The organism is Priestia endophytica DSM 13796 (assembly GCF_900115845.1).
In the GTDB taxonomy this organism is placed as follows: Bacteria; Bacillota; Bacilli; order Bacillales; family Bacillaceae_H; genus Bacillus_I; species Bacillus_I endophytica.
The window spans coordinates 673,694-700,423 of the sequence record NZ_FOXX01000001.1; the positions used below are offsets into that span (position 1 = coordinate 673,694).

The following is a 26,730-nucleotide window of genomic DNA, read 5'->3' on the forward strand; positions in this document are numbered from 1 at the left end:
GGCCTCTAAAGACCTCTTTTTTATTACAGTATATCAAAAACTATTCTTAACACGAAATCATATTTAAAATGCCTCTGCATTTATATTTTCAGGACGGGAAACTTCTTCTGTTAATTTTTGACCAGAATCCACTGTTATATTCTTTTGTCCTTTTACTTCAATCGAGACATTTTCAACCCCTTTTTGTTCTGTAAGGGAAAGAGCTAGGGCATCTACCACATGTTTAGAAAGCTGGCTCTTTTCTGCAGAATTTAAAAGAGCTTTATTAAATGTTAGCGTTACTGTTCCATCTTCGTACTCCGGCTTCGCTACAAGCGCTGCTTCATTATTAAAATCGCCAACAAGCCCTTTTGGTACCTCATTTATTAAACTATCAACAACAGCTGTAAAACGCTCCTCATCTGTCTTCCCTAGATCAAGACGCTTTGTTACTGGAACATAATATGTTCCATCAGCATTTTGTGATAAATAGTAAAGAGTAGCAGAAGATGTGCTTGTCATATCTGTAATTCCTTCTGTTTGCATGTTAATGCCGTCCGCTCTTGTCAATTCCTCACTAATAGGGGTCTTATTAACAGGCATTTCTTTTTGATCATAGCCATTAATCTGAAGCTGCACATTCTTAACAGCATCAAACTGTGTTAGCGTCCATGTTAAAGACTGCAAAATCCGGCTTTCATCTTCTGCTTTATACTCCTTAAATTCTGGAGAGAAGTCCACAACAAGCGTACCGTTTTCTTTCAAGTTTACGCTCTTAACTTCTGTTCCAGCAGGGAGAACAGCTCTAAAACCGTTTGGAAGCATTTGATCAATTGGTCCTCCTACAACAAGATATTCTATAATTTCAGCAGCTGCTGCATCTGCTTTTGGCACATCAATTGTTTGAGGAACAACAAAACCATTTTTGTCGATTAAATACACTTCTCTTGTTAAGGTTTCTTCTGCTTTTTTACTCTTCTCTTCTTTAGTTGTTTCTTTTCCTTCTTCTTTTATTTTTTGATTGTCTTTCGTGTACTCGACATCTTGTGGTGGATCAATTTCCTCTGCTACATCTTCTCCTCCAAACAAGCCGCACCCCGTTAAAAGCATTGATGTCGCAAGCATAGTAGAAACCGCCGTTATTTTTATTTTGGACATACCTTTCCCTCCTAAGACAGTTTGTACTATTATGTATACGAGCTGCTAATCAAATTAGACCGCTCACTTTTTTCTTTTTTCAAAGAAAAAAGTGAACTAATCATTAGTTCACTTTCATTAAATCTATATGTTGAACGTTTTGAATAGGATGATCAAACCATTTTGACGCAATAAGCTCAAAAAGGGAAGCATTCCCTGTCGTAAAAAATACATGTTCTTTTTCACGTTTTTCCGTGTGGAGTTCATTACGAAATGACAAAATAGTGCTTACCTCAATTGCTGTCTCTTCTCCAGAACTGATAAGTGCAACGCGATCTCCCATCGCTTCTTTAATGAGCTCCTTTAAAATTGGATAATGTGTACAGCCTAAAATCAATATATCAATTTTCGTCTGATAGAGAGGCTTTAACGTTTGAAAAACAATTTCCCTTGCTTCATTTCCTTCGAAATCCCCACTTTCAACAAGGGGCACAAATAAAGGACATGCTAAGCTTTTCACATGTACGTTATGATGAAGCCTTTTTAAAGCTTGTTCATAAGCTTTACTTTTTACTGTCCCATTTGTTCCAATAACACCGATATTATGATTGCTTGTTGCTTTTAACGCAGCACGAGCTCCTGGTTCAATAACGCCGATAACGGGAATACTTAGAGTCTCGCTAATCTCCTTTAACACAACTGCTGTTGCTGTATTGCAGGCAATAACGAGCATTTTAATATCAAATTGAAGTAAATAATTTGTCAGTTCCCATGTAAAAGCACGCACTTCCTCTTCAGGTCGAGGACCATACGGACATCGAGCTGTATCTCCCATATAAATAATTTGCTCTTTCGGTAACTGTCTCATAATTTCTTTTGCAACTGTTAATCCACCAACTCCTGAATCTATTACCCCAATTGGCCGATTCATTCGCTACTCATCTCCTTATGAAGCTTCTGCAAATTTTCACAAAGAAGCTCAACTTCAGCGCGATCATACTCCCAAACAACCTCCGCTAAGTAATTTTGCCTTTTCGCTATCACTTCTTCAATGAGCTTCTTACCTCGTTCAAGCAGGACAACGCGAACAATACGCCGGTCTTGTTCATCTTTTGCTCTTGTGACAAGACCTGTTTTCTCCATTCGGTCAATTAAGTCTGTCGTTGTACTGCATGCTAAATACATTTTGCTAGAAAGATCTCCGATTGTCATTTCACCGGAATCAAACAGCCACTGAAGAGCCACAAATTGCGGAGGAGTGATGTTGTAGTCGTTTAAGATTTCACGACCTTTTTGCTTAATAATAACAGACATATATCGAAGAGACCGCTCTAGTTCAGCTATTGTCTCATGATGTTTCCTTCGTTTAGTCATAGACGTTGCCTCGCTTATCAAAAAGATTATGATGAAAATGTTAACGCAGTTCATTAGAAATGTCTATTGTTTCTACAATAATCCCTTTCTTTTGACCTACAATTTCCTTTTCATAAAAAAACAAGCTCTAGTTTCCTATGAGAAACTAGAGCCTTCTTCAAAATTCAAGCCCTTTAACAGCTGGAATTCCTTCTTCATAGTAGTGCTTTATCGGTTTAATTTCGCTGACCAAATCGGCAGCTTCAATCACTTCTTTACGAGCTGAACGACCTGTTAAGATAAGATGCATGCCTTGTGGTCGATTTTCTATAAGCTCAAGCACCTCTTGAAGTGGTAAAACATCATCAATCGGAAACTTCGTAATAGAAAGGGCATTATGAATTTCATCAAGAATGACAACATCATATTGTTCTGACATGACTTTTTCTTTCGTAAAAGCCCATGCTTTCTTTAAAGCCTCTCTATGCTCTTCTGGAGTTTTCGTCCATGTGAATCCCACACCTGTTTGATGCATTTCAATTCCAAGCTTATCAAAGATAATCTTTTCTCCATACGTACGCTGAGGAGATTTAATAAATTGAATCATCAACACACGCTGACCTCGGCCTGTTGCACGCACAGCAAGTCCTAAAGAAGCTGTTGTTTTCCCTTTTCCATCCCCTGTATAAACAAGGCATAAGCCTCTTTCCTTTGAAGCCATAAAACTCCTCCTTACAACCAAACGGTTTTCTCAGAATAGTCTGTTCGCTTTTTATCTTTCATCTTACCAAGCGATTCTTCTGTTGGATAGCCAATAAAAAGGTTGCCTACAATTTGTTTTCCTTCAGGTGCTCCAATAAACTCGTAAAGTCGTTCGTCACGAATAAGGCCTACGCCTCTTGTTCTCCATACAAAACCTAAACCAAGCTCTTCCGCTGCTAACCACATTGAATTAATTGCGCAACATACTCCATATACGTTGTCACCAGTTGCTTCTTCATCTCCTTCAACAACGTCTGCTGTTACAACAATATGAACAGGTGTGTTTTTAACACTCTTCATTGAACTTTCCACAAGATGAGGTTTTGTTGGAAAACGCTCTTCTAAATATGTATGCGCAAGCTCTTCATATCTCTTTTTCGCTTCCCCTTTAATAACATAAAATGTCCATGGCTCACGCATGCGGTCATTAGGAGCCCATGTTGCAGCTTCCAAAATCTTTTCAAGCTTTTCCTCTTCAACAGGACGACCATCGTGATCGCGGAGTGCACGTCTTTTCTGTAAGTTATCAAATAGTGTTGTCATAAGTTGTTTTCTCTCCTTTTTCGTTAAACCAATGAATTTTTTCACGAATGTCTACAACATCTCCTACAATAATCATGGAAGGATGCTTCACGTTCTCAACCTTAGCCATTTCTTCTATTGTTGCCAAGGTACCAATAACAGTGCGCTGCTCTTGTGTTGTTCCCTTATGAATAATAGCAACAGGAGTCTCTTTACTCCGTCCATGTTCTGTAAGCTTGTAAACGATGTGTGGTAAGTTACCTACTCCCATGTAAAAGGCAATCGTATCTATCCCTTTTGCGAGCGCCTCCCAATTTAGGGTATCCTGCCCTTTTTCTTCTCGTCCATGACCTGTAACAATAGCAAACGACGTTGCTTTATCTTTGTATGTGACCGGAATTCCTGCATAAGCAGGAGCTGCAATACCTGACGTAATACCAGGAATAATTTTAAAAGGGATATCTCTTTTAGCAAGTACTTCTGCCTCTTCTCCCCCGCGTCCAAAAATAAAGGGATCGCCGCCTTTTAAACGTGTGACAGTCTTTCCTTGCTCTGCCTTCTCAACTAAAGTTCGATGAATATCATCTTGAATTTTTCCATGTTTCCCTGGGAGCTTACCACAGAAGATGAGCTCTGCTCCTTCTTTTGCATGTTTTAGAAGCTCTTCACTAACTAAACGATCATATAAAATGACATCAGCTTTTTGGATGCACTCTAATCCATGAATTGTAATAAGCTTCGGATCTCCAGGTCCTGCTCCAACAAGGTAAACAGTACCAACACTCATAGTTTTTCCTCCTTACATTTGCTGTTACATCAAATTATACCGAAAACTTCTCTGAATTCGTTTCTTTTTGAGAAAATTCGACCATTTTACACTGAATGTATTCCATGTTCACGTGCTTTCGCACATGATCAGCAAGTAAGTCAAAAGCTTCTTCTCTCATTTTATTAAACGACGGTCGCTCTAAGAGAGGAGGATGTCCTTTTTGTGCTCGTATACTATTTAATAAAGCTGTTCTAAAAGAATCGTTATGAAAAATGCCGTGAAAATACGTTCCAATGATTTTTTCTTCTTCAAAATAACAACCATCTTCTCCATTTTCTAATTGAATGAGACAATCCACTTCTCTTGTAAACGTGGATGTGCCCATATGAATCTCATATCCTTTTACAGACATTTTTTCACGTTGAAAATTTAGCATTCCTTCTGAAAGAACTGTTTTCTTTTCTTCTCTAATTGTTGTATGAAGAGGAATAAAACCAAGTGACGTAACTTCCTCATGAGGGGATTCAACATGGAAGGGATCAAAGATTTTCTCGCCAAGCATTTGATATCCTCCACAAATCCCAACAATAACTGCTTCATTTCTTGCAAAGAGCTCTTTTAAGCGACCCGAAAGACCCGTTTCTTCTAGAAACAGATAGTCCTCAACCGTATTTTTACTGCCTGGTAAGATAATAAGGTCTGGATTCTGAAGCTGTTCAAGTTTTGTTACAAACCGAACGTGGCAGTCTTCCTCAACAAAAAAAGGATCTACGTCTGTAAAATTTGAGATTCTTGGATATTGAATAACTGCAATATCAATTACTTTTTCGAGGTTTTTCACCTGAGAATAACGAGAGAGAACAACAGAATCTTCCGCATCAATATTTAGGTTAGGCATATATGGAATAACGCCTAGAACAGGGGTTCCTGTATATTCTTCAAACCATTCAAGACCAGGAGTAAGCAGTGATACATCACCTCTGAACTTGTTAATTACAACACCAATAACCCGTTCACGGTCTTTCTCACTTAAAAGTTGGAGTGTTCCAACAAGACTTGCAAATACTCCTCCCTTTTCGATATCGCCGATAAGCACAACAGGAGATTCTGCAATGGCTGCAACACGCATGTTCACAAGCTCTCGATCATTTAAATTAACTTCAGCCGGACTTCCAGCTCCTTCAATCACAATTCTTTCATAGGTTCCTTTTAAACTTTTAAATGACTCTTTAATTAATCCAAGGCCTGTCTCGAAAAACTCTTGTCTATATGCCATTGCTTTCATATTTTTATACGGTTTTCCATGTACAACAATTTGCGATTCAGAATCTCTCGTTGGTTTGATTAAAATAGGATTCATATCTGTTGTTGCAGTAACTCCTGCAGCTTCTGCTTGTACGCCTTGAGCTCGACCAATTTCCTTACCATCTACTGTTATATAAGAATTCAAGGCCATATTTTGAGACTTAAAGGGAGCTGTTTTATATCCGTCTTGCAAAAAGATTCGACAAAAAGCAGTTGCAATTGCGCTTTTGCCTGCATCTGAATGAGTTCCTTGAAACATAATGGAAAGAGCATTTTTATTCATCCTTTGTACCCCTCGCATTTTGCAATCCATTTTTTAACCACCTGAGGGCATGACCCAAAATGAAAATGAGTGTATCCGGCAAGTAGATTCCCTTTCATATATCCCTCTTTTTTAACACCTCTCATTCCTTTTGTTTCATAAGCTGGAGTAAATTCTTCATCACCTTCAAATGTTGAGTAATGAAACTCGTGTCCTTTTGCTTCAAGACCCCCATCTAATAGATAATTCCCTTCACTTCCCTTAATCTCCCGATAACCAAGTGCTGCTCGTTTCTTTTGCATTTTGACACGCCCAGGAACAACACCAACCATCTTATGTATTTCTCCGCTCGTTGTTTCAATTGAATCTGCTAGAAACATAAACCCTCCACACTCAGCAAGCGTTGGCATTCCTGAGCTTATCGCGTCTTTGAAGGACTCTTTTACCTTCTCTTGTGAAGAAAGCTCGTTTGCAAACTCTTCCGGAAAGCCTCCGCCAATATAAAGTCCTTGAACATTGCTTGGAACGCTCTCTCCGTTTAACGGTGAGAATTCTATGATTTCTGCTCCATTTGCTTTTAACAGTTCCAAGTTTTCTTCATAATAAAAATTAAAAGCTTTATCTCTTGCAACTGCAATTTTCACTACAGGATCTTTTGCTAATAGTTTAGGATTTTCTACATCTAGCACTTCTGTTTCTGCTAATTTATATAATGCTTCCAAATTAACTGTTTCAGAAATTAAGTCTCCAAGCTCATTAAAGTAAGAATGAAGCTCTCCTCTTTCAATAGACGGCACAAGTCCTAGGTGCCGCTCTGGGATAGATAAGCTTTCATTTCGCTTCACATATCCAACCACCGGAATTCCACACTCTTGCTCAATTGCTTTTTTTACTAACTTATAGTGACCTTCACTTCCAACATTGTTAGCGATAACGCTGACGATGTTTGGTTCTTCCCACATCATTTGAAAACCCTTCACAATAGCTGCAGCACTTCTTGCCATACTTGCACAGTTTACAACAAGTAAAACAGGACTATTTGTTAAAACACTAATCTCAGCCGTTGTGCCTCTATTATCAAGGGGACTTTTTCCATCATAAAAGCCCATTACTCCTTCAATAATTGAAATATCAGCATCCTCGCTATTGCGTTTTACAATTTCTTTCACTGTGTCATGGGGAAGCATCCAACTATCAATATTTCGTGATACTCTCCTCGTTACAGCTGTATGGTACGTTGGATCAATATAATCAGGACCACACTTGAAACCTTGTACAGTGTAACCTTTCTTTTTAAATGCTGACATAAGGCCGATTGTAAGCGTCGTTTTCCCAACTCCACTTCCTGTACCTGCCACAACAAGTCGGCGCTGTACCATGTTGTTTCCCCCTCTTAGTTATATGGGATAACGGCAACAGATATCGTAACGTTCCCACTTTTTTTCTTTTCAAGATACAGCTCAGATGCTCCGCTTTTTAGAAGAGCTGCAGGTTCACTTACTCCATATGCACCCGTATATTTAAAAACTGTTTCAGAAGGATTCTTAATTTCCACTTCGTTTAATTCTTCTGGTGTGTAGTATGAAAACTCTAATCCATATTTTTTGGCTACTTGAAGTAATCCTTCTTCATCTTTTTTTAGATCAATTGTGCTAATAGCTTTTACACTTTTCACTGAAAATTGTAGTTCTTCAAGCGTTTCTAACATAACGCTCTCAATTTCAGAAGCAGAAGTGCCTCTGTTGCACCCCATGCCAAGCACAATATTTTTAGGTCTATAAAGAACCCCATTATCTAATACATGTTTTTCCTCTTCTTTTAATAAGCGATGTGTTACAACAAGAGCAGCTTGAAAACCGTCCTTTTTCGCTTCCTCAATTGAAGAGTAGGAGTTAATATTTTCAGGAATTGGTGTATCGTAATGCCACCATCTTTTTTCCCCACTCTCTTGAATTACAGCTACCTTTTCTTCATTTACAACAGAGGCGCTAACAGGCGTTAACTTCTCAGCTGAATCCCACACCCAGCCAAAACGTTTCCCAAACAAGTCAACAGGAATTGTTTTTTGTACGTCAGATGCGGTTGTAATAACAGGATGAGCTTTTAATAATGCTGCAATCTCTCTTGTTAACTCATTTGCTCCTCCGATATGACCGGAAAGAACGCTGATGACGTTTTCTCCTTTATCATCTACAACAACAACACCTGGGTCGGTTTTTTTATCTTTTAAAAGAGGCGCAATCATGCGAACAACTGCACCAAGTGAGATAATAATAATAATCCCTTTGTATTGTTGAAAAAGAGCTGGAAGTAACAAGCGAACGCTTCCTGAGAAAAGCTGAATGCCTTTATCTTCTTCATCCCCTTTTTCAAACTTGCTCATATAGTACACGTCAGAATTTTGAAAAGAAGAGCCGAGCTTTCGAGCAAGCTCAACTCCGTGCTTTGTGATGGCAACAACAGCATAATCTCCTTGTTGTGTGACAGCTGGTACTTCACCTTCTTGCAATGCAATCATGATGGAAGCCCCTTTCTAAATCCATGTGTAAATGTCTTATCGTAAAGCTTTGAACGATAATCTTTTTTATGAATATGTTCATCTAAAGCCCAGCCAGCTAAAATCATAGCTTGCTTACGAATTCCATTTTTCTTCATGTCTTCATCAAGATTAACAAGTGTTGTGCGTACGATCTTTTGGTCTGGCCATGTTGCTTTATATACAACAGCAACAGGAGTATCTTCGCTCCATCCAGCGCTAAGCAACTCTTTAATCACTTTCTTTGTTAATGTAGCACTTAAAAATAACGCAATTGTGCACTGATGCTTTGCTAAATCTTTTAGTTTCTCAAACTCTGGAACTGGGGTTCTTCCTTCTGCTCTTGTGAGGATAACCGTCTGAGTTAAATCTGGGATAGTAAGCTCTGCTCCAACAGCTGCTGCTGAGGCAAATACAGAGCTAACTCCTGGAATGATTTCAACTTCAACATCACGCTCTTTTAATAGTGCAACTTGTTCCATAATTGCTCCATAGACAGCAGGATCTCCTGTATGAACACGAACAACTTTCTTTCCTTCACTTAGTCGATTTACCATAAGGTCAACCATTTCTTCTAGATGCATGCCAGCTGTTTTCAACACTTCTGCGCCTTCTTTTGCCTTGTTTACAAGCTCTTCATTTACAAGCGAATCAGCATAAAGTACAACATCTGCTTCCTGAAGTAGTTTTAAACCTTTTACTGTAATTAAATCCGGATCTCCTGGTCCTGCTCCGATAATAAATAGCTTCATTTTCGCACCACCATTAATGTTAAGTATTCAAGCTCTGCGCCTTCTAATTCTTCAATATTCCACACGATTTCTTCCTCTGACGTTACTTTCGTCACGACAGATGCTTTATGTAATAAATTCAGCTCTTTTAATAACGGAATCATAAAATCAATTACTTTTGCGACTTTAATAAATACAACACAGTCATTTTCAAGAAGCACTTTTTTCATTTCTTCATAGTCTTCTCGAGCAGGAACAATTGCTACATGTTCATCACCATCTGCAAGCGGCAGACCAAGACGTGAAGCTGCACCATTAATAGAAGAGATACCTGGTACTGTTTCAATCTGTACTTCTGGATGGCGTTCTTTCATCAGTTTCATCATATGAATAAATGTACTATATAAAAGAGGATCTCCTTCTGTTACAAAAGCAACGTCCTTTCCTTGCTGAAGTTCAGCAAATACCGTTTCCGTTGTTTCGCTCCATTTCTTCTGAAGAATCTCTTTATCTTTTGTCATTGGAAATACAAGCCCGAGCATTTCTTTTTCACTTGGATTGAAATATGCTTCAACAATGCGATGTGCATAGCTTTTACTTCCTTTTCTTTTCTTCGGATAAGCAATAACATCTGTTTCCTTTAGCTTTCTGAACGCTTTTACTGTAATAAGTTCTGGATCTCCTGGTCCTACACCAAGACCGTATAATGTTCCTATCATCACTTTTCTCCTTCTTCACGACGAGCGCTAATAATATAGATGGGGTTTAGAGCATCGAAACGAGTTAAGTTTAAAATTGGCTTGCTTCTTGAAACTTGAGCAAGTGTAATATCTACGGAGTAGCCATTTTCTTTAAAAGTGGATACAGCTTCTCCTAAATTTTCAATTGTTACAGCATTTAGCACAATCTGACCGCCTTCATTCAGGCGTTCACAACACTGTTTTAAAATACTTTTCATTCCTCCTGCTGTTCCACCAATAAAAACAGCATCAGGATTTTCAAACGTCTCTAAGCCGTTCGGAGCCTTATCGTGGATAACTGTGAAATCTGTACGAAACTTTTTCATATTTTCCAAACAGTTTTGATAATCGCCTTCGTTTTTTTCAATAGCGAATACTTTCCCCTCTTTAGCAATACGAGCAGCTTCAATTGCTACTGAGCCTGTACATGTTCCAATATCCCAAACAATGCTGTCTTTTTTTAGACCAAGAGCACCTAGGCTTAGCGTGCGAATCTCTTTTTTTGTAATTAAACCTTTTTCAGGTTTACGCTGAATAAACTCTTCGTCATGAATTCCAAATGACCAAGATGGTCCTTTTTTCGTTCTTTTTAAAATCACAACGTTTAAAGGGGCAAATTCGGTATCAGTTGCCTCTTCAAGCGTTAAAGTTCTACATCTTTCTTCTTCTCCACCAAGGTGCTCGCCGACAAACATTTCATACTCCGTCATATTAAAAGAGAGCAAATATTTTGCAATTTCAGAAGGAGAATTTTTTTCATCTGTTAAAAGAGCTACAAGGTCTTCACCATCAATCTTTTGTGCAATCCCTAGCATATCTCTCCCATGAACACTTAGAAGTTTTGCATCTTGCCATTTTTCTCCCATTCTTGAGAAAGCAAGCTGAACGGAACTTAAGTATGGATAAATGCTTACGTCTACCTTTTTAGAAAGATAGCCACCAATTCCATAGAAAAGGGGATCTCCTGAAGCGAGCACAACAACTTCTCGTTCCTCACTTTGCAGCATATCAACTAAGTTTTTAAGTCCACCTTTTATCACAACTTTTTCACCGCTATAATCAGGGAAGAATTTAAGCTGTCTTTCGCCTCCAACTAATACAGCACTTTGTTCAATAAATGTTTCATAAAGGGGGGACAAACTTGCTCTCCCTTCATCTCCAATGCCAATAAGCTTTATATTACCTTTCATCATAAACCGCCTTTCCAAGAAACGCTCCTTTGAACGTATAAAGAGAAGTTTCAATCTTCATTCCGCCGCCCACTTCTCTTAAACCCGAGCGACAGCAGTTTTCACATAAACTATCAAAGAAATGAGGTAAATTTCTTTCCACCATGAAATCACCAACTTGAGAAGCCGTGTTTGCATTACGGATGCTTTCTAAGAGCTCTTCATCTCCTCCAACGCGCTCTGCAATATCAGCTAAAAAGTTAAAATCAACAGGAGCACTTTTGGAATGTACCATCATCACACCTTGGGCAACTTTCGAAAACTTCCCCATCATTCCAACCATTGAAACATGCTTAATTCCTTGGCGTTTGCACTGTTTGAGAGTGAATCCAACAAAGTCTCCCATCTCCACAAATGCTTCTTCAGGAAGATCCGGATATTCTTTCATCCCATATTTTTCACTGCGCCCACCTGTTGTAATAACAAGATGATCACATCCACTTGTTTTAGCAACGCTAATGGCTTGTACAATACTTGCTTTGTAAGCAGCTGTTGAAAAAGGAACAACAATTCCTCTTGTTCCTAGAATAGAAATACCTCCAAGGATACCTAGACGACCGTTAAGCGTTTTTTTGGCCATCTCTTCTCCATCAGGAACTGAAATTATGATTTTAATCCCTCTATTTGAACCATGCTCTTTTAAAACTTCCTCCGCTACTCTATAAAGCATTTTACGCGGAACAGGATTAATAGCTGCTTCACCAACTGGGACAGGCAATCCTGGTTTTGTGACTCGTCCAACCCCAACTCCGCCGTCAAGTTCAATGCCTGGTGTGTCTTTCCATGTTACGGTTGATTGGATACGAGCGCCGTGCGTTGCATCTGGGTCATCTCCTGCATCTTTAATAATTTCAGCGAATCCCATATTTTCTTTGACTTCACATTGTTCCATTGAAAAGGTCACAATTCTCCCCATTGGAAGCTTGATTGTTGCCTCTTTTTGCACTTCACCCGTGATAAGAGAAAGAAGGGCCGCTTTTGTTGCAGCTGTTGCACAAGAACCTGTTGTATACCCTTCTCGAAGTGGTTTATCTTCTTTTTTAGCTTTCATCACAATTACACCTGATCTGCTAAAATTGAAATCGCATTTAATGCAGCAACAGTAACTGTACTTCCGCCCTTTCGTCCAATGTTTGTAATGAACGGAATATCAAGTTTTGCAAGCTCCTCTTTGGATTCTGCTGCAGACACAAATCCTACAGGCATTCCGATAACAAGCCCTGGTTTTGCTTCTCCTTCTTTAATAAGACGAATAAGCTCAAGTAAAGCTGTTGGAGCATTTCCGATAGCGAATATGCCGCCTTCAGCATGTTGAATAGCTTTGCGCATTGAAATGATAGCACGCGTTGTATCTAATCGTTTTGCTTCCTCCATAACATCTTCATCAGAAATATAAACGTGCACATCACTTCCAAACTTTTGCAAGCGAGGCTTGTTTGTCCCAACTTGGACCATCTGCACGTCTGCTACAACTTGTTTACCACTTCTGATTGCTGCAACACCTGATCTAACTGCATCTGGATGGAAAAGAACGCTTCTTCCAAGCTCGAAATCTGCTGAAGCGTGAATAATACGTTGAACAATTGGGTATTGTTCCTCTGTGAAATGATGCTCTCCTAACTCTTCTGTAATCATTTCAAAACTTCTTCCTTCAATCATTTGAGGCTGTACTGTAATTGGTTTAAAATCTGTACGAAAGTCCATAATTAATGCTCCTTTAATGTTTTTGTAGTTGAACCGTTTTCTTTAACGCTTCTAGAATACTAGGAAAGTCACTATATACTTCTTTGTACTCAATACGTGGTCTTCGAATCATAATGGTTTCGATTCCAAGCTCTCTTGCAGCACTAAGCTTTTCATCTACAGACCCTACTTTCCCACTCTCTTTTGTCACCATAAGTGTAACGCCATACTGCTTATATAATGCTTGATCAAATTCTTTTGTAAAAGGACCTTGAATGGCAACAATGTTCTTTTGAGGGAGACCAAGCTCTTCACACTTTTCCATATTATCTTTACGAGGCAGCATTCGCGCAATCAAACGAATGTCTTCGATTGGAAGTAGCTTTTTTGTAAAGGTAGCAAGCGTCTTGCTCCCTGTTGTAAGCATTACAACGCCTTTTCTCTTTGCTGCTTCTTCAGCCGCTTCCTCATAATCATTAACAAGCGTTAGCTTGTCATATTGAAATGTTTGGGACTCACGTTCATAGCGAAAGTATGGAATTTGAGCCTCCTCAGCTGCTTGCATTGCGTTTTTAGATGCTTCTTCTGCAAAAGGATGGCTCCCATCGACAATAGCGCTCATCCCTTTTTCTTCTATTAACTGTGCAATCTCAGCTGCATCTAATCTACCTACTTGAACAGATAAGTGCGCCCGCTCTAGTTCAATCGCGGCATTTTCTGTGACAACCGTTGCCAAAAGAGGATAGCCTTCCTCACTGATCCGGATAGCAAGCTCTCTTGCATCACTTGTTCCAGCAATAAATAAAATCATTTTAAAACACCAGCTTTTTCGTCATCTTCATGGTGATGATGGTGATGCTCATGATGGTGGTGATGCCCATGGTCATGGTCATGATGATGGTGGTGATCAATATGCTCCATTGCTTCAATTCTGTAAAGACAGGTATCACAATTCATTTTCACTTCACCTTCAAGCGCTTCCTCAACTCTATCTTTCAAAATCGTTTGAAGCTTTGGATGAAGGCCAAAATATTGAGCAAGCTTAAATTCAACTTCTGGATATTTTTCTTTAAATCCTTCAACAAGTTTTTCAAGACGTTTAATTAAAATTCCTGTAAAAAGGAAGTATGGAAGCACAACAATTTTTTTTGCTCCAAGCTTAATACAGCGTTCTACTCCTTGTTCAATCAAAGGATCTGTCACACCTATAAAAGATGTTTCAACAAGTTTATAGTTTGTTTTCTCCCAAAGAAGACGTGTAATTTTATAAAGCTCGCTGTTCGCGTCAGCATCGCTTCCACCGCGCCCAAGTAAGATAACCGCTGTTTCTTCTCCAGGACTTTCTAAATTTTCCCCAGACTCTTCTAATCTTGTATTTAAAATTTCAAACGTTTCTTCATGAATACCAATTGGTCTACCATATGTAAATTTCGTGTTTGGATACTTTTCTTTTGCTTCATCAATCGCTCCTGGAATATGAATTTTAGAATGCCCAGCAGGAAGAAGCATGATTGGAATTAAAATAACATGATGCGCCCCTTTTTCTATACATGTATCAATTCCATCTCCAATTGTTGGACGCTCAAATTCTAAGAAGCTTGTTTCTACCAACAACGTCTCTGGCAAAAGAGTCCTCATTTTCTCTACAAATTGACGTACTTCTTCATTTCCTTCAAAGTCACGGCTTCCGTGTCCAATAAATAATACAGCTTCCATTTGTTTTCCTCCTCTATTTTCCTAATCTCCACAAGGTGTTGGCTCAATTTTAATTTTTGGTGTTACGTCTTGATAAACAAAACCACCGACTTCTTTTACACGTTTAAAGAATTTAAAGAACGACTCATTAGGATGACCCTTTTCTCTATACTCATCAACAATTCCTTCAACAACATCAACAATCTTTTCAGGAGAAATTCCTTCTGCAACAGGCTGTCCAGAATGTGCTGATCGGCCTACTGTTTTCGCTCCAAGAAACAAATCAAACTTTCCTTTTCGATATACAATTCCGATGTCATCTTGTACAGCTCTGTAGCAAGCCATACCGCAGCCGTTGAAGCCGATTTTTGTAACTTTTGGCATATTCACTCCGCCGAGTCGTTCTTGAAGTTCTTCTGCATATGGAATGGAATCTTTTTTCTCCCCATCGCAGAAGTCACACGCCTTCATTGTTAAAACGTCTCCAACAGGAGCAAGGAGTAGCCCTACTTCGCTAAGTCTCTTTGTTACTTTTTCTGGTTCAGCAGTCGGTACTTCAAGACGAATTTGATGATCTGGTGTATATTCAATTGACCCTTTTTCGCCTGCAATTTCAGCAATTGTGGTGAGCTGAACTGGTGTGAATTTTTTACTTACAAGTCCTGGGCTTACAGCAAGTTCGAAGATGGATTCCATCTTCGCCGTTACTTTTTCAAATGTTGTTTGCTCTTCTTTTCCTGTCACAAGACTAAGAGCTTTTTCCGCGATTTCTCTTGAAGAAATTTTCTCTACTTCTTTAACTTTTTCTTCTTCCTTCTCTTCCACTGCTGGGGCTGCTTCTTCTTGTGAAAGTGCCCATGGCTCTGCCTCTTTTTTCAAACGTTGATGAGGTTTTAGCGGCTGTTTTGTTTCATTTAGCGTATATTTACGTTGATAGCCGCGTGGGGTAATCATCAAGTCATCATAGAGAAATGTTGAAGAGTTTCCAATAATAACAGTTGTTAGCATTCCAATTTCATGTTCAAGCATCTCTTTTAAATTGGTAATTACAATATTCTGACGGTCTCGATATGCACTTTTCACAAGGCCAACGGGAGTATCTGGTGATCTATATTGAAGCAGGATACGCTGTGCTTCAGCAATTTGACGGGTTCTTCTTCCGCTTTTCGGGTTATAAAGAGCAATCACGAAATCAGCAGATGCCGCAGCTTCAATCCGTTTTTCAATAAGTGTCCATGGTGTTAAATGGTCACTTAAGCTTATTGTGCATGCATCATGCATAACAGGAGCTCCTAACAATGAAGCACAAGAGTTAATAGCAGAGATACCAGGAATAATCTCAATTTCCACTCCATCTTTTCTTGACCAACCTTTTTCAACAAGCACTTCATACACAAGACCAGCCATTCCATACACTCCTGCATCTCCACTCGAGATAACAGCCACTTTTTTTCCTTGCTCAGCTTGCTTCACTGCTTCTTGGGCTCTTGTCACTTCCTCAGTCATTCCAGTACTAATAACCTGTTGATTTGACAACAATCCTTGGATAAGTTCCACATATGTTTTGTAGCCAATAATCATGTCACTTTCTTGAAGTGCCTCTTTCGCTCGCTCTGTAATATGTTCAAAATTTCCTGGACCAAATCCGACGATAAGCAATTTACCACTCATATTTTTTCCTCCTACCACGAGTTTTTCGAATGATGCGATTCTTTCGAAAACAGTTATTTCACTTTCTCTTTTGAAATTCCTTTTGGTGACGAGGAATTTTCAGGAGCTTTAAATCCTTCCTCATATGTGTAGATGATAGAGTTTTCAAGCTTATTTCCATCTAAGAGATGCTCTCTTACCATCTCTCTTCCAAGCTCCGGTGTCATTTCCTTATACCAAACTCCTTCAGGGTATACAATTGCTACACATCCGTCTTTACATCGCCCATTACATCGCGTTCTTGTTGTATGAATTTGAGCATCTACCCCAAGCTTTTCAATTTCATCTCGAACAGCAACCGTTACTTCTTCTCCACCCTTTTTCATACACGTTCCACCATTACAAATTAAGACATGGTGCTTTGTTTCATTTAAATTCCACGTTGTCATCCATACCAACTCCCTCGTTAAAATCGTTTTCTCAAAAAACGCATAAAAAAAAACACCTCTACGAGAAAGAGATGTAAAATGCATACCTGTACACGAGTTTGCACAATGGATTAGCACTTCTTCCTATGTCCCGTAGGTTTCAAATGAAGCAAACAGCTAAGGCAGGTCTCCTGACTCAAGGTAATCGTTCTACTACGTCTTCCCAAAAAAAATTCAGTGACACGTTGTAATAGAACTCCCTTTTACAGTGGCGGGCACCGTGCCAGATTTTCACTGGCTTCCCTTTTCAACATAGGGTTAAAGCTATGTACCTTCCTGTTTACAATATGAAATTGTCTTTAAAATGAAAGAAGAACTCTCCCTAACAAAACATACATAGTGGAATCACTATCTCACCCCAAACAAACTTAGCTGTGATGATGACTTCCCTTATGTGCCGTATGCTAGGATAGTTCTCTATCTGCTACTTTTTTGATTTATGTAAAAATTTTTTCTTATATGAGTTTTCTAATTAACTACAATGATAGAGGAAGTTGACTCATTTTTCAATAAAGAATTCAATTGAAGAAAAGGAGAAAGCTTATTATATGGAAGAAGTTGAAATAGGAGAAGCCTCATTCCTTCTCTTATTTCACAACAAGAACGGAACAGGAGGCTTTTTCTATTATTTTAGAACTAACGCTACCAAGCACTACTTTTTGAAATCTATTAAATCCTCTACTTCCTACCACAATAAGTTTAATATCATTCTCATTTGCATGACGAATAATTTCTTCAGCAGGATTTCCAACTCTAAAATGAACCTTATGAGTAATGTTATACTTTGCGGCCATAGTGTCAATTTCACGAAGAAATTCTTGCCTGTCTTCTAGCTTGTTTAAATTAGAACGTTTATGCCAAGATGTTTTAGTTTTATCATCTCCTTCTTTCACATGGAGAATTTGCAGTGGTATACGATAACAAGAAGCAATAGAAAACGCTTTCCGAAGAGCTTCTTTGGCCTGTTTTGAGCCATCTACGGCCGCAAGAATTTTATTGTACATTTCTTTCTCCCCCTATATTTCTTTATTTTTCTAATTCCCTTTTTTGACTGTGATAATCTTTCATTTTGCTAGAAAACAAAACCGACTATCTTTTACTGATAGTCGGCCACATGTTATAACTCGAGTTCTCCCATGCGAAGAAGTTCAACGACAGCTTGAGAACGCCCTTTAACGCCAAGCTTTTGCATTGCGTTAGAAATATGATTGCGAACTGTCTTTTCACTAATAAACAGCTCACTTGCGATCTCTTTCGTTGTTTTGTCCTGTACTAGAAGTTCAAAAACCTCTCGTTCTCTCTTTGTAAGTAACGGTTTAGGTGGAAATTCTTTATCCTTCAATGTAACCCTCCTTGCCTGATCCAGAGTCGAACTATCGGATGGGTGTAAGTTAGTCACGATATACTATGTAAAAAAGGATAAAGCGGTTCCTAGAATTCGCAAGTTATGCTATATTTTATTCACTTTTTTTTCGATTGATAAGGTTTTAATTTCTCAAGTTGCTCCTCTGTCCATGGAACAGATTTACCCGTGCTTTTGGAGACCTGTACAAGAGCACCTCGTCCTGTGAAACAAATTTCCTCTTTTTCATTCATCCCAACATAATGTAAATCAACAGATGAACGTCCAGTATGCTCGATTTTCATTTTTACGCTAAGCACTTCTCCAAAGAAGACTTGCTGAACAAAATCACACTGTAAATCAGCAACAACAGGCATTGTTTCACTATCAGGCTTCTTCCATATTTCCATGAAGCCAATATGCTGAAAAAAGGCTGTTCGGGCTTCTTCAAAATAAAGGAAAGGAACGGTATTATTCATATGACCGAACATATCTGTCTCACAAAAGCGAACTCGAATCTCTCTATTAAAGGTAAAATCGTGCTTCCAAATCTCTATATTGTTAATATAACTCGGCTTCTTCATTCGTCTTCCTCCTTTGATGAAAAGAAACCTCTCCATATTGGAGAGGTTTCTTTTTATTCTGCATCGCTTCCAAAAAACTTTCGGAAAGAGCGAAGAGTAGTGTCTCTGTTTAAAGCAGCAATTGATGTTGTTAACGGAATACCTTTTGGACAAGATTTGACGCAGTTTTGTGAGTTACCGCAATTTGAAAGTCCTCCATCTTCCATTAAAGCATCAAGTCGTTCATGTTTATTCATTGCTCCAGTTGGATGTGCATTGAATAAGCGAACTTGTGATAATGGAGCAGGTCCAATGAAATTTGATTTACTGTTTACGTTGGGACAAGCTTCTAAGCATACTCCACAAGTCATACATTTTGAGAGTTCGTATGCCCATTGTCGTTTCTTCTCTGGCATACGTGGTCCCGGACCTAAATCATAAGTTCCATCAATCGGTACCCATGCTTTTACCTTTTTCAATGAGTCAAACATGCGACTACGGTCGACTTGTAGATCCCGCACAACAGGGAAAGTTTTCATTGGCTTGAGTCGAATCGGTTGTTCAAGCTTATCAACTAACGCTGTACAAGATTGACGAGGGCGTCCGTTAATAACCATTGAGCATGCTCCACAAACTTCTTCTAAACAGTTCATATCCCAGTTAATTGGTGTTGTATGCTCACCTTTTGAATTTACTGGATTTCGACGAATTTCCATTAGAGCCGAAATAACGTTCATGTTTGGACGATATTCAATCTCAAATTCCTCATCATATGGAGCTGTTTCCGGTGAATCTTGGCGTGTAATAATCAACTTAATGGTTTTTGTTTTTGTTTCCGTCATTTTCCACTAACCCCCTCTTGCTTTTTAGAGGATGATGACTCACTTGCTTTCTTTTGTGAGTAATCCCGTTTACGCGGCTTGATTAACGAAACATCTACATCTTCATAAGAAAAGTTAGGTGCTGATTCATGATTCACAAAAGTTGCCATCGTTGTTTTTAAGAATTCTTCATCGTTACGTTCAGGGAAATCTGGTTTGTAATGAGCTCCACGACTTTCATTACGGTTATAAGCACCAAGTGTGATAACACGAGCAAGTTGAAGCATATTTGCTAGTTGACGCGTAAATGCTGCTCCTTGGTTACTCCATTTTGCTGTATCATTAATATTAATATTTTGATAGCGTTCAAGAAGCTCCTGAATTTTATCATCTGTTTTCAACAATTTATCGTTATAACGTACAACTGTTACGTTATCGGTCATCCATTCTCCAAGCTCTCTATGAAGAACATAAGCGTTTTCTTTTCCATCTAGAGAAAGAATGTTTTGCCATTTTTGTTCTTGCTCTTTTACATGTCTATCATAAAGTGAAGACTCTATAGAATCTGTCCATTTGTTAAGACCTTCAATGTATTTTACTGCGTTTGGTCCTGCAACCATACCACCGTAAATAGCTGAAAGTAGAGAGTTTGCACCTAAGCGGTTTCCACCGTGCTGAGAATAATCACATTCACCAGCTGCGAAAAGACCAGGAATATTTGTCATTTGATCATAATCAACCCAAAGGCCACCCATTGAGTAGTGAACGGCAGGGAAAATCTTCATTGGTACTTTACGTGGATCATCACCCATGAATTTTTCATAAATCTCAATAATTCCACCAAGCTTAATATCTAGTTCTTTCGCATCTTTATGAGAAAGATCAAGATATACCATGTTTTCTCCGTTAATACCTAGTTTTTGATTAACACAAACATCAAAAATCTCACGAGTTGCGATATCACGCGGCACTAAGTTTCCATATGCCGGATATTTTTCCTCAAGGAAGTACCAAGGCTTTCCGTCTTTATATGTCCAAACACGGCCACCTTCACCACGCGCTGATTCGCTCATAAGACGAAGTTTATCATCTCCTGGAATTGCGGTTGGATGAATTTGAATAAACTCCCCGTTTGCATAATGTACTCCTTGTTGATAAACAATTGAAGCTGCTGATCCTGTGTTGATCATGGAGTTTGTTGATTTACCAAATACTATTCCAGGTCCACCTGTTGCCATAATTACCGCATCTGCTTTGTATGAATCAATCTCCATTGATTGCAAGTTCTGAGCGGTAATCCCTCTACAGGTTCCTTCCTCATCAATAACGGCCCCTAGGAATTCAAATCCTTCATATTTAGTTACAAGACCTGCTACTTCATAACGACGAACTTGCTCATCAAGTGCATATAAAAGTTGCTGTCCTGTTGTTGCTCCAGCAAAAGCTGTTCTATGATGCTGTGTACCTCCAAAGCGGCGGAAATCAAGCAATCCTTCTGGCGTACGGTTAAACATAACTCCCATACGGTCTAATAAATGAATGATTCCAGGTGCTGCTTCACACATTGCTTTAACAGGAGGTTGATTTGCTAAAAAGTCTCCACCATAAACTGTATCGTCAAAGTGCTCCCATGGCGAATCTCCCTCACCTTTTGTATTTACGGCTCCGTTTATTCCACCTTGCGCACAGACTGAATGAGAACGCTTCACTGGAACAATAGAAAACAAGTCTACTTTCTTACCAGATTCCGCAATTTTAATTGTTGCCATTAAACCAGCAAGTCCACCGCCGACAACAATAATTTTTCCGTTACTCATCGTAACTCACTCCTTTGAGATATGAATAAATTAAGTGAACGCTAGGATGGCGCGGACACCTACAATTGTAAGAGCGAAAAATACGCCAATCGTCACATATGTTGCAATTCTTTGAGAACGAGGAGTTACTGTTAAACCCCAGCTAACGCTAAATGACCATAAGCCGTTAGCGAAATGAAAAATAGTAGAAATAACACCAATAAGATAAAAAGCAAGTGAAACTGGGCTTGATAAGATGTTTGCCATCATATCATAGTTAACTTCGGCACCTCTCATAGCTTGAATGCGCGTTTCCCATACGTGCCATGTAATAAAAATAAGTGTAATAACACCTGTTACACGTTGAAGAACAAACATCCAGTTTCTAAAGAATCCATATCTGTTCGCATTGTTCTTGGCTGTAAAGGCAATGTATAACCCATAAACAGCATGAAAGATAATTGGTAAGAAAATCACAAAGATCTCCAATAAATAGCGAAACGGTAGTTTTTCCATGAAGTGTGCGGCAGTGTTAAATGCCTCTGGGCTTCTTGTTGCAAAGTGGTTAACAACAAGATGCTGGATAAGGAAAATCCCGATCGGTATTACACCCAGTAATGAATGTAACCTACGATAATAAAATTCTTTTGTTGCTTCCAATATCTAAACCCCCCTTGTGAAATAGAAAACATGTGTAGTCCAATAGACCCGAGCTCCCCATCCTTTTGTTGTAGTCTAATTTGTTGAAAAATGAAACCCCTTGCATTTTTCAACAAATTATAAATTGTGAAACAAATGTGACAAATTAATTGTACTCCCCCGTAATGTAAGCGTCAAGAATTGTTGTAGGTGATTTTTACTTCTAAAACCGGGAAAAGCTACTTTTTTCTTACACAAACTATATAAATCGTAAAAAATCATTTATAATGGAAAAGAAAGTGAGGTATCGGTATGGAGCAACGAGAAAAACAAGAGTTAGATAGTTTAGAAGAAGTGGAAAAAGAAGAGGAAAGGCCATCTGTTACACGAGAAGAAACCATTCCTTTATTTGGTTATGAACTGCTACGAGATATTGTTTTGCCAGATATTTTAGGAAAGGAAACAGACAACATTTCCTATTGGGCTGGTAAGAATATTGCACGCGTTTATCCACAGCCGTCCCTAGCAGATCTTCAAACTTTTTTTATCCGTGCAGGATGGGGCACTCTTACTCTAAAAAAAGAACAAAGAAGCTCACTCGAATTTGAACTTAGCGGACCTAGCGTTGAACGCCGTTTACATAATAAAGAAACATGCTCTTTCCAACTTGAGGCTGGATTTCTAGCTGAACAAATTCAAGCTCAAAAAGGATATACAGCAGAAGCTGAGCAATGGAAAAAACATCGTAACAAGGTCGTCCTTTCCATCGTTTATGACAGAAGAGATATTCTAGTATAGAAAAGGAGAACTCGCTAAACGAGTCCTCCTTTTTTATTTACCTACACGTTCATTTGTTAACTCAAATGTTTCATGAAGAGCTTCGACAGCTTTTACCATATCTTTTTGAACAACAACTGTTGAAACTTTAATCTCAGACGTGCTGACCATTTTCACCTGGACTTTACTATCTTGAAGCACCTCAAACATTTTCGCAGCAACTCCAGGATTTGAAACCATTCCAGAACCAACAATAGAGACTTTTGAAAGTCCATTTTCATGCTCAACTTCTTCATATTGCAGATTTCTTTTTTGAGCTTCTAAAACACTTAATGTACGTTGAAGTTCCTCTGTTTTTACAGAAAACGATACTGCTGACTTAGCAGACGTAACGCTTTGAACAATAATGTCTACATTAATATGATGTTTAGCAAGGAGTGAGAAGATAGAAGGAAGGGTATAAATGTCGTCCTCCATGCCAATAACCGTAACTCGGGAAATATTGTCCTCAAATGCAATTCCTCTTACTAATAAATTATCTTCCATTTCTGCTTCCTCCTTAATAATTGTTCCACGTTCTTTTTCTAAACTTGACCGAACTTCAAGCTTTACTTCATAATTTTTAGCAAACTCAACAGCTCTTGGATGAAGAACCCCTGCTCCTAGATTGGCAAGCTCTAACATCTCATCATAAGAAATAGAGTTAAGTTTTCTCGCACCTTTAACATAACGAGGATCTGTCGTATAGACACCTGTTACATCTGTGTAAATATCACATTTTTCTGCTTCAAGAGCTGCAGCAAGTGCCACAGCAGTTGTATCAGAGCCACCTCTACCTAATGTTGTAATCTCATTGTTCTCTGTAATCCCTTGGAATCCCGCGACAACGACAATTTTATTTTCTTTGAGATATTGTTTGATTCGAACTGTTTCAATATTGGTAATTCGAGCATTTCCATGTACTTCTTCTGTCTTCATTCCAGCTTGCCAACCTGTTAAAGAAACAGCATCATGACCTTTCGCTTGAAGAGCCAGAGAAAGAAGTGAAATGGTAATCTGCTCTCCTGTTGTTAAAAGCATATCCATTTCCCGCTTACTTGGGTTTTCATTGAGCTCTTTCGATAATGAAACAAGCTCATCCGTTGTTTTTCCCATTGCAGATACAACAACAACAACGTCATTACCTGCTGCTTTCTCCTCAATAACTCGATTTGCTACATTTTGAATTCTCTCGCTAGATCCTACGGAAGTTCCTCCAAATTTTTGAACAACTAAGCCCATTTTTCTAAAACCTCTCCTCAGTTCGTTTTTTCACACAAATGGTTTACTCGTAAGTAGGGCGAACGCAATAAAAAAAAGCAATGAGAGAATCTCTCATTGCTTTTTTAAAATATCTATATTTGCGCAATGTGTGAGATAGCCCTCCAAGATTGTGATCTTGACAGTCTTACATTTATTCAATGCAAAACCAGCAAAAGCTAGGATGAGCTAGCTTCCACTTCGGCAGATTTTCCTTTCTATAACAATCAACGGAACTCATTTCCCTCCTGCTATATACTCTTAAAATCCGCACCTCTATCTTCACCTCAGTAATATTGAAGTGATTATACAGTTTTTAAAATCTTTTTTATCTTATCAAATATTTAAAAAGTTTTCAATCACTTTTTTCGTTTTCTTCGCGAAGAGCGCTATAAATTGCAGTTGCTGTATCTTTTGGTATCCCTGCTCCTTGGATTTCTTCTATGCTTGCTTCTTTTAATTTCTTTAAAGAGCCAAAGTGTGTAAGCAGCGTTTTCTTTCGCTTTGCGCCAACCCCTTTAATATCGTCAAGAACAGATTGAAAAGAAGATTTTGAGCGAACTTGTCGATGAAAAGTAATCGCAAAGCGGTGCACTTCATCTTGAATGCGCTGCAGTAAGTAAAACTCTTGGCTGTTCCTTTCAAGAGGCACTACTTCTAAAGGATTTCCTATCATAATGTTTGATGTTCGGTGCTTATTATCTTTTACAAGACCTGCAACAGGAACAAACAATCCAAGTTCATTTTCAAGTACATCCTCTGCAGCTGCAATTTGACCTTTCCCTCCATCAATCACAATTAAATCTGGAAGCGGAAGATTTTCTTTTAATACACGACTATATCTTCGTCGCACAACTTCACGCATCGAATCATAGTCATTTGGACCTTCAACAGTTCGAATTTTATATTTTCGATATTCTTTTTTATATGGTTTTCCATCAACAAATACGACCATTGCTGATACAGGATCTGTTCCTTGAATGTTTGAGTTATCAAATGCTTCGATTCTATTTGGCGTAGCAATATTTAGTCTCTCACCAAGATTTTCAATTGCTTTAATTGTCCGTTCTTCATCACGTTCAATAAGCCAAAATTTTTCTTTTAAAGCAATCTTAGCGTTCTTATTTGCTAGGTTCAGCAAATCTTTCTTTTTTCCTTTTTGAGGACAGTGTGCTTTGATTTCTAAAAGACGCTCCACTATTTCACCATCAATATGCTCAGGAAGCAGCACTTCCTTTGGTTTTACATGGTTAGACTGCTGATAAAACTGCCCTAAAAAAGTGAGAAAATCTTCTTCAGGTTCACCGTAAAAAGGAAACATGGAAACATCACGTTCAATTAGTTTTCCTTGGCGAATAAAGAAAACTTGGACACACATCCATCCTTTATCATAGGAATAGCCGAAAACATCGCGATTGACGAAGTCGTTAAACATCATTTTTTGCTTTTCCATTGTCGCTTCAATATGGGAAATTTGATCTCGATATTCCTGTGCACGCTCAAACTCTAGATTTTCTGATGCGTTCATCATCTTTTCAGTAAGTTCTTCTTTAACATGCTTGAATCCGCCGTTCAAAAACTTTGCAATCTCGTCTACAAGCTCCTTATTTTGCTCCTGTGCCACTTCATAAACACACGGAGCCAAACATTGGCCAATATGATGATAAAGACAAACTCGGTCTGGAATAGTAGAACATTTTCGGAGTGGATATAAGCGATCTAACAGCCTCTTTGTCTCATTTGCTGCTTGAACGTTTGGATAAGGTCCAAAATATTTGCCTCCATCTTTTTTTACTTTTCTTGTGATAAATAAACGTGGATGGCGCTCATTGCTAATTTTAATAAATGGATAGCCTTTATCATCTTTTAGCATGACATTATATTTTGGATCGTACTTCTTAATTAAATTCATTTCTAAAATAAGCGCTTCAATGTTGGAAGACGTGACGATATATTCAAAATCAACAATAGCGTTCACAAGACGAAGCGTTTTTCCATCATGACTTCCGGTAAAGTATGAGCGTACTCTATTTTTTAATACTTTTGCTTTTCCGACATAAATAACAGTACCGTCCTTATCTTTCATCAAGTAACAGCCAGGCTGATCTGGAAGAATCGCTAGCTTTTCTTTTATGATTGCGTTCATAACGTCCCCCCTTTTCATTTTTGTCATAAGAAAAGCACCTGCAGAAGCAGGCGCCCTTTTTAAAGCTTATAGATGTTTGTTTAATGCTTCAGCAAGTGCTTCTTTTGGTTGGAAACCAACGATTTTGTCAACTTGTTCTCCGTCTTTCATAACAAGTAAAGTTGGGATACTCATTACACCAAATTTTCCTGCTGTTTCTTGGTTTTCATCTACATCAAGCTTTACAATTTTTACTTTGTCGCCCATATCTGAATCAAGTTCTTCAAGAACTGGAGCAATCATTTTACAAGGTCCGCACCATGGTGCCCAAAAGTCAACAAGTACTACCCCTTCATTTGTTTCAGCAGTAAAGTTTTGATCTGTTGCATGTGTAATTGCCATTAAAAATTCCTCCTATACCTAAGTAACTTCTTTTAAGATATTCACAGTATAACATCATTAAAATGGGAGTGCCATTTATTTGTTTCGTCATGTCTTTCCTATTACATAGTTATACCCTAAGGAAG

28 protein-coding genes and 2 riboswitches are annotated in these 26,730 nt (G+C 38.5%); of the genes, 1 reads left to right on the forward strand and 27 read right to left on the reverse strand.

What is annotated here, in order from left to right; translation table 11 throughout:
* Positions 1 to 63: 63 nt before the first annotated feature.
* From BM012_RS03470 to BM012_RS03585, 24 genes are all read right to left on the reverse strand, one after another.
* Positions 64 to 1,137 (reverse strand): GerMN domain-containing protein, encoded by a 1,074-nt coding sequence (locus BM012_RS03470; protein ID WP_061802145.1) that lies wholly within the window; start codon positions 1,135 to 1,137, stop codon positions 64 to 66.
* Positions 1,138 to 1,240: 103 nt separating this feature from the next.
* The gene (gene racE / locus BM012_RS03475; RefSeq protein WP_061802146.1) at positions 1,241 to 2,047 is read right to left on the reverse strand and encodes a glutamate racemase; all 807 of its coding nucleotides are present in this window, start codon (positions 2,045 to 2,047) and stop codon (positions 1,241 to 1,243) included.
* Complete coding sequence (locus BM012_RS03480) at positions 2,044 to 2,490, reverse strand: MarR family winged helix-turn-helix transcriptional regulator (protein ID WP_061802147.1); 447 nt, start codon at positions 2,488 to 2,490, stop codon at positions 2,044 to 2,046. Before BM012_RS03480 ends, racE begins: the two co-directional genes overlap by 4 nt.
* Before the next feature lie 157 nt (positions 2,491 to 2,647).
* The gene (gene cobO / locus BM012_RS03485) at positions 2,648 to 3,190 is read right to left on the reverse strand and encodes a cob(I)yrinic acid a,c-diamide adenosyltransferase (protein WP_061802148.1); all 543 of its coding nucleotides are present in this window, start codon (positions 3,188 to 3,190) and stop codon (positions 2,648 to 2,650) included.
* Between the two features lie 11 nt (positions 3,191 to 3,201).
* Positions 3,202 to 3,774, reverse strand: coding sequence for a nitroreductase family protein (locus BM012_RS03490; RefSeq protein ID WP_061802149.1), 573 nt, complete (start codon positions 3,772 to 3,774; stop codon positions 3,202 to 3,204).
* Positions 3,758 to 4,540 (reverse strand): uroporphyrinogen-III C-methyltransferase, encoded by a 783-nt coding sequence (gene cobA / locus BM012_RS03495; protein ID WP_061802150.1) that lies wholly within the window; start codon positions 4,538 to 4,540, stop codon positions 3,758 to 3,760. Before cobA ends, BM012_RS03490 begins: the two co-directional genes overlap by 17 nt.
* Before the next feature lie 34 nt (positions 4,541 to 4,574).
* The gene (locus BM012_RS03500) at positions 4,575 to 6,110 is read right to left on the reverse strand and encodes a cobyric acid synthase (RefSeq protein ID WP_061802151.1); all 1,536 of its coding nucleotides are present in this window, start codon (positions 6,108 to 6,110) and stop codon (positions 4,575 to 4,577) included.
* Entirely contained in the window at positions 6,107 to 7,468 is a 1,362-nt protein-coding gene (locus BM012_RS03505; protein WP_061802152.1) for a cobyrinic acid a,c-diamide synthase CobB, read from the reverse strand. Before BM012_RS03505 ends, BM012_RS03500 begins: the two co-directional genes overlap by 4 nt.
* A gap of 14 nt (positions 7,469 to 7,482) precedes the next feature.
* A complete protein-coding gene (locus tag BM012_RS03510) occupies positions 7,483 to 8,607 on the reverse strand; it encodes a cobalt-precorrin 5A hydrolase (protein WP_061802153.1) in 1,125 nt (374 codons plus the stop codon).
* Entirely contained in the window at positions 8,604 to 9,377 is a 774-nt protein-coding gene (gene cobM / locus BM012_RS03515; RefSeq protein WP_061802154.1) for a precorrin-4 C(11)-methyltransferase, read from the reverse strand. Before cobM ends, BM012_RS03510 begins: the two co-directional genes overlap by 4 nt.
* The gene (gene cobI / locus BM012_RS03520) at positions 9,374 to 10,075 is read right to left on the reverse strand and encodes a precorrin-2 C(20)-methyltransferase (protein ID WP_061802155.1); all 702 of its coding nucleotides are present in this window, start codon (positions 10,073 to 10,075) and stop codon (positions 9,374 to 9,376) included. Before cobI ends, cobM begins: the two co-directional genes overlap by 4 nt.
* Positions 10,075 to 11,286 carry a bifunctional cobalt-precorrin-7 (C(5))-methyltransferase/cobalt-precorrin-6B (C(15))-methyltransferase gene (locus tag BM012_RS03525; RefSeq protein ID WP_061802156.1) on the reverse strand — a complete coding sequence of 404 codons (1,212 nt, stop codon included), beginning with the start codon at positions 11,284 to 11,286 and terminating at the stop codon, positions 10,075 to 10,077. Before BM012_RS03525 ends, cobI begins: the two co-directional genes overlap by 1 nt.
* Positions 11,276 to 12,376, reverse strand: a complete 1,101-nt coding sequence (locus BM012_RS03530; RefSeq protein WP_061802157.1) for a cobalt-precorrin-5B (C(1))-methyltransferase — start codon at positions 12,374 to 12,376, stop codon at positions 11,276 to 11,278. Before BM012_RS03530 ends, BM012_RS03525 begins: the two co-directional genes overlap by 11 nt.
* A 5-nt stretch (positions 12,377 to 12,381) precedes the next feature.
* The gene (locus BM012_RS03535; protein ID WP_061802158.1) at positions 12,382 to 13,029 is read right to left on the reverse strand and encodes a precorrin-8X methylmutase; all 648 of its coding nucleotides are present in this window, start codon (positions 13,027 to 13,029) and stop codon (positions 12,382 to 12,384) included.
* Positions 13,030 to 13,042: 13 nt separating this feature from the next.
* Positions 13,043 to 13,819 carry a precorrin-6A reductase gene (cobK, locus tag BM012_RS03540; RefSeq protein ID WP_061802159.1) on the reverse strand — a complete coding sequence of 259 codons (777 nt, stop codon included), beginning with the start codon at positions 13,817 to 13,819 and terminating at the stop codon, positions 13,043 to 13,045.
* Complete coding sequence (locus BM012_RS03545) at positions 13,816 to 14,724, reverse strand: sirohydrochlorin chelatase (protein WP_061802160.1); 909 nt, start codon at positions 14,722 to 14,724, stop codon at positions 13,816 to 13,818. The genes cobK and BM012_RS03545 overlap by 4 nt, the downstream gene beginning before the upstream one ends.
* A gap of 21 nt (positions 14,725 to 14,745) precedes the next feature.
* Positions 14,746 to 16,374 (reverse strand): precorrin-3B C(17)-methyltransferase, encoded by a 1,629-nt coding sequence (cobJ, locus tag BM012_RS03550; protein WP_061802161.1) that lies wholly within the window; start codon positions 16,372 to 16,374, stop codon positions 14,746 to 14,748.
* Between the two features lie 53 nt (positions 16,375 to 16,427).
* Positions 16,428 to 16,802: a (2Fe-2S) ferredoxin domain-containing protein gene (locus BM012_RS03555; protein ID WP_061802162.1), complete on the reverse strand. Its 375-nt coding sequence runs from the start codon at positions 16,800 to 16,802 to the stop codon at positions 16,428 to 16,430.
* Between the two features lie 143 nt (positions 16,803 to 16,945).
* Positions 16,946 to 17,132: riboswitch (cobalamin riboswitch) on the reverse strand.
* Positions 17,133 to 17,428: 296 nt separating this feature from the next.
* Positions 17,429 to 17,845 carry a universal stress protein gene (locus BM012_RS03560; protein WP_061802163.1) on the reverse strand — a complete coding sequence of 139 codons (417 nt, stop codon included), beginning with the start codon at positions 17,843 to 17,845 and terminating at the stop codon, positions 17,429 to 17,431.
* A gap of 113 nt (positions 17,846 to 17,958) precedes the next feature.
* Positions 17,959 to 18,183 (reverse strand): spore germination transcription factor GerE, encoded by a 225-nt coding sequence (gene gerE, locus BM012_RS03565; RefSeq protein ID WP_019391263.1) that lies wholly within the window; start codon positions 18,181 to 18,183, stop codon positions 17,959 to 17,961.
* A gap of 119 nt (positions 18,184 to 18,302) precedes the next feature.
* The gene (locus tag BM012_RS03570; protein ID WP_061802164.1) at positions 18,303 to 18,767 is read right to left on the reverse strand and encodes an acyl-CoA thioesterase; all 465 of its coding nucleotides are present in this window, start codon (positions 18,765 to 18,767) and stop codon (positions 18,303 to 18,305) included.
* 53 nt (positions 18,768 to 18,820) lie between these two features.
* Positions 18,821 to 19,588 carry a succinate dehydrogenase iron-sulfur subunit gene (gene sdhB / locus BM012_RS03575; RefSeq protein WP_061802165.1) on the reverse strand — a complete coding sequence of 256 codons (768 nt, stop codon included), beginning with the start codon at positions 19,586 to 19,588 and terminating at the stop codon, positions 18,821 to 18,823.
* Positions 19,585 to 21,384 (reverse strand): succinate dehydrogenase flavoprotein subunit, encoded by a 1,800-nt coding sequence (gene sdhA, locus BM012_RS03580; protein WP_061802166.1) that lies wholly within the window; start codon positions 21,382 to 21,384, stop codon positions 19,585 to 19,587. The genes sdhB and sdhA overlap by 4 nt, the downstream gene beginning before the upstream one ends.
* Before the next feature lie 30 nt (positions 21,385 to 21,414).
* Positions 21,415 to 22,023 (reverse strand): succinate dehydrogenase cytochrome b558 subunit, encoded by a 609-nt coding sequence (locus BM012_RS03585; RefSeq protein ID WP_061802167.1) that lies wholly within the window; start codon positions 22,021 to 22,023, stop codon positions 21,415 to 21,417.
* A 291-nt stretch (positions 22,024 to 22,314) separates the two neighbouring features.
* Here BM012_RS03585 and BM012_RS03590 point away from each other — a divergent pair, with 291 nt between their 5' ends.
* Positions 22,315 to 22,800: a YslB family protein gene (locus BM012_RS03590; RefSeq protein WP_061802168.1), complete on the forward strand. Its 486-nt coding sequence runs from the start codon at positions 22,315 to 22,317 to the stop codon at positions 22,798 to 22,800.
* A gap of 33 nt (positions 22,801 to 22,833) precedes the next feature.
* Here the strand turns inward: BM012_RS03590 and BM012_RS03595 are convergent, their stop codons facing one another.
* The 3 genes from BM012_RS03595 to trxA all read right to left on the reverse strand — a co-directional run bounded on the left by BM012_RS03595 (position 22,834) and on the right by trxA (position 26,605).
* Positions 22,834 to 24,060 carry an aspartate kinase gene (locus tag BM012_RS03595; protein WP_061802169.1) on the reverse strand — a complete coding sequence of 409 codons (1,227 nt, stop codon included), beginning with the start codon at positions 24,058 to 24,060 and terminating at the stop codon, positions 22,834 to 22,836.
* A 128-nt stretch (positions 24,061 to 24,188) separates the two neighbouring features.
* A riboswitch (Lysine riboswitch) is annotated at positions 24,189 to 24,365 on the reverse strand.
* A gap of 68 nt (positions 24,366 to 24,433) precedes the next feature.
* A complete protein-coding gene (uvrC, locus tag BM012_RS03600) occupies positions 24,434 to 26,224 on the reverse strand; it encodes an excinuclease ABC subunit UvrC (protein ID WP_061802170.1) in 1,791 nt (596 codons plus the stop codon).
* 66 nt (positions 26,225 to 26,290) lie between these two features.
* Positions 26,291 to 26,605: a thioredoxin gene (trxA, locus tag BM012_RS03605; protein WP_040056898.1), complete on the reverse strand. Its 315-nt coding sequence runs from the start codon at positions 26,603 to 26,605 to the stop codon at positions 26,291 to 26,293.
* Positions 26,606 to 26,730 lie beyond the last annotated feature (125 nt).

Bases quoted from the DNA above. Each gene is read 5' to 3' on its own strand.
- cobI (WP_061802155.1), bottom strand. From the start codon at position 10,075: ATGATAGGAACATTATACGGTCTTGGTGTAGGACCAGGAGATCCAGAA.
- BM012_RS03500 (WP_061802151.1), bottom strand. From the start codon at position 6,110: ATGAATAAAAATGCTCTTTCCATTATGTTTCAAGGAACTCATTCAGAT.
- sdhB (WP_061802165.1), bottom strand. From the start codon at position 19,588: ATGACGGAAACAAAAACAAAAACCATTAAGTTGATTATTACACGCCAA.
- trxA (WP_040056898.1), bottom strand. From the start codon at position 26,605: ATGGCAATTACACATGCAACAGATCAAAACTTTACTGCTGAAACAAAT.
- cobK (WP_061802159.1), bottom strand. From the start codon at position 13,819: ATGATTTTATTTATTGCTGGAACAAGTGATGCAAGAGAGCTTGCTATC.
- BM012_RS03545 (WP_061802160.1), bottom strand. From the start codon at position 14,724: ATGGAAGCTGTATTATTTATTGGACACGGAAGCCGTGACTTTGAAGGA.
- sdhA (WP_061802166.1), bottom strand. From the start codon at position 21,384: ATGAGTAACGGAAAAATTATTGTTGTCGGCGGTGGACTTGCTGGTTTA.
- BM012_RS03560 (WP_061802163.1), bottom strand. From the start codon at position 17,845: ATGTACAATAAAATTCTTGCGGCCGTAGATGGCTCAAAACAGGCCAAA.
- BM012_RS03535 (WP_061802158.1), bottom strand. From the start codon at position 13,029: ATGGACTTTCGTACAGATTTTAAACCAATTACAGTACAGCCTCAAATG.
- BM012_RS03525 (WP_061802156.1), bottom strand. From the start codon at position 11,286: ATGAAAGGTAATATAAAGCTTATTGGCATTGGAGATGAAGGGAGAGCA.
- racE (WP_061802146.1), bottom strand. From the start codon at position 2,047: ATGAATCGGCCAATTGGGGTAATAGATTCAGGAGTTGGTGGATTAACA.
- cobA (WP_061802150.1), bottom strand. From the start codon at position 4,540: ATGAGTGTTGGTACTGTTTACCTTGTTGGAGCAGGACCTGGAGATCCG.
- BM012_RS03555 (WP_061802162.1), bottom strand. From the start codon at position 16,802: ATGACAACGTGGAATTTAAATGAAACAAAGCACCATGTCTTAATTTGT.
- uvrC (WP_061802170.1), bottom strand. From the start codon at position 26,224: ATGAACGCAATCATAAAAGAAAAGCTAGCGATTCTTCCAGATCAGCCT.
- BM012_RS03510 (WP_061802153.1), bottom strand. From the start codon at position 8,607: ATGATTGCATTGCAAGAAGGTGAAGTACCAGCTGTCACACAACAAGGA.
- BM012_RS03595 (WP_061802169.1), bottom strand. From the start codon at position 24,060: ATGGGCTTAGTTGTTCAAAAATTTGGAGGAACTTCCGTAGGATCTAGC.
- BM012_RS03480 (WP_061802147.1), bottom strand. From the start codon at position 2,490: ATGACTAAACGAAGGAAACATCATGAGACAATAGCTGAACTAGAGCGG.
- cobJ (WP_061802161.1), bottom strand. From the start codon at position 16,374: ATGAGTGGTAAATTGCTTATCGTCGGATTTGGTCCAGGAAATTTTGAA.
- cobM (WP_061802154.1), bottom strand. From the start codon at position 9,377: ATGAAGCTATTTATTATCGGAGCAGGACCAGGAGATCCGGATTTAATT.
- BM012_RS03490 (WP_061802149.1), bottom strand. From the start codon at position 3,774: ATGACAACACTATTTGATAACTTACAGAAAAGACGTGCACTCCGCGAT.
- BM012_RS03505 (WP_061802152.1), bottom strand. From the start codon at position 7,468: ATGGTACAGCGCCGACTTGTTGTGGCAGGTACAGGAAGTGGAGTTGGG.
- cobO (WP_061802148.1), bottom strand. From the start codon at position 3,190: ATGGCTTCAAAGGAAAGAGGCTTATGCCTTGTTTATACAGGGGATGGA.
- BM012_RS03530 (WP_061802157.1), bottom strand. From the start codon at position 12,376: ATGAAAGCTAAAAAAGAAGATAAACCACTTCGAGAAGGGTATACAACA.
- BM012_RS03590 (WP_061802168.1), top strand. From the start codon at position 22,315: ATGGAGCAACGAGAAAAACAAGAGTTAGATAGTTTAGAAGAAGTGGAA.
- BM012_RS03470 (WP_061802145.1), bottom strand. From the start codon at position 1,137: ATGTCCAAAATAAAAATAACGGCGGTTTCTACTATGCTTGCGACATCA.
- BM012_RS03570 (WP_061802164.1), bottom strand. From the start codon at position 18,767: ATGAAGAAGCCGAGTTATATTAACAATATAGAGATTTGGAAGCACGAT.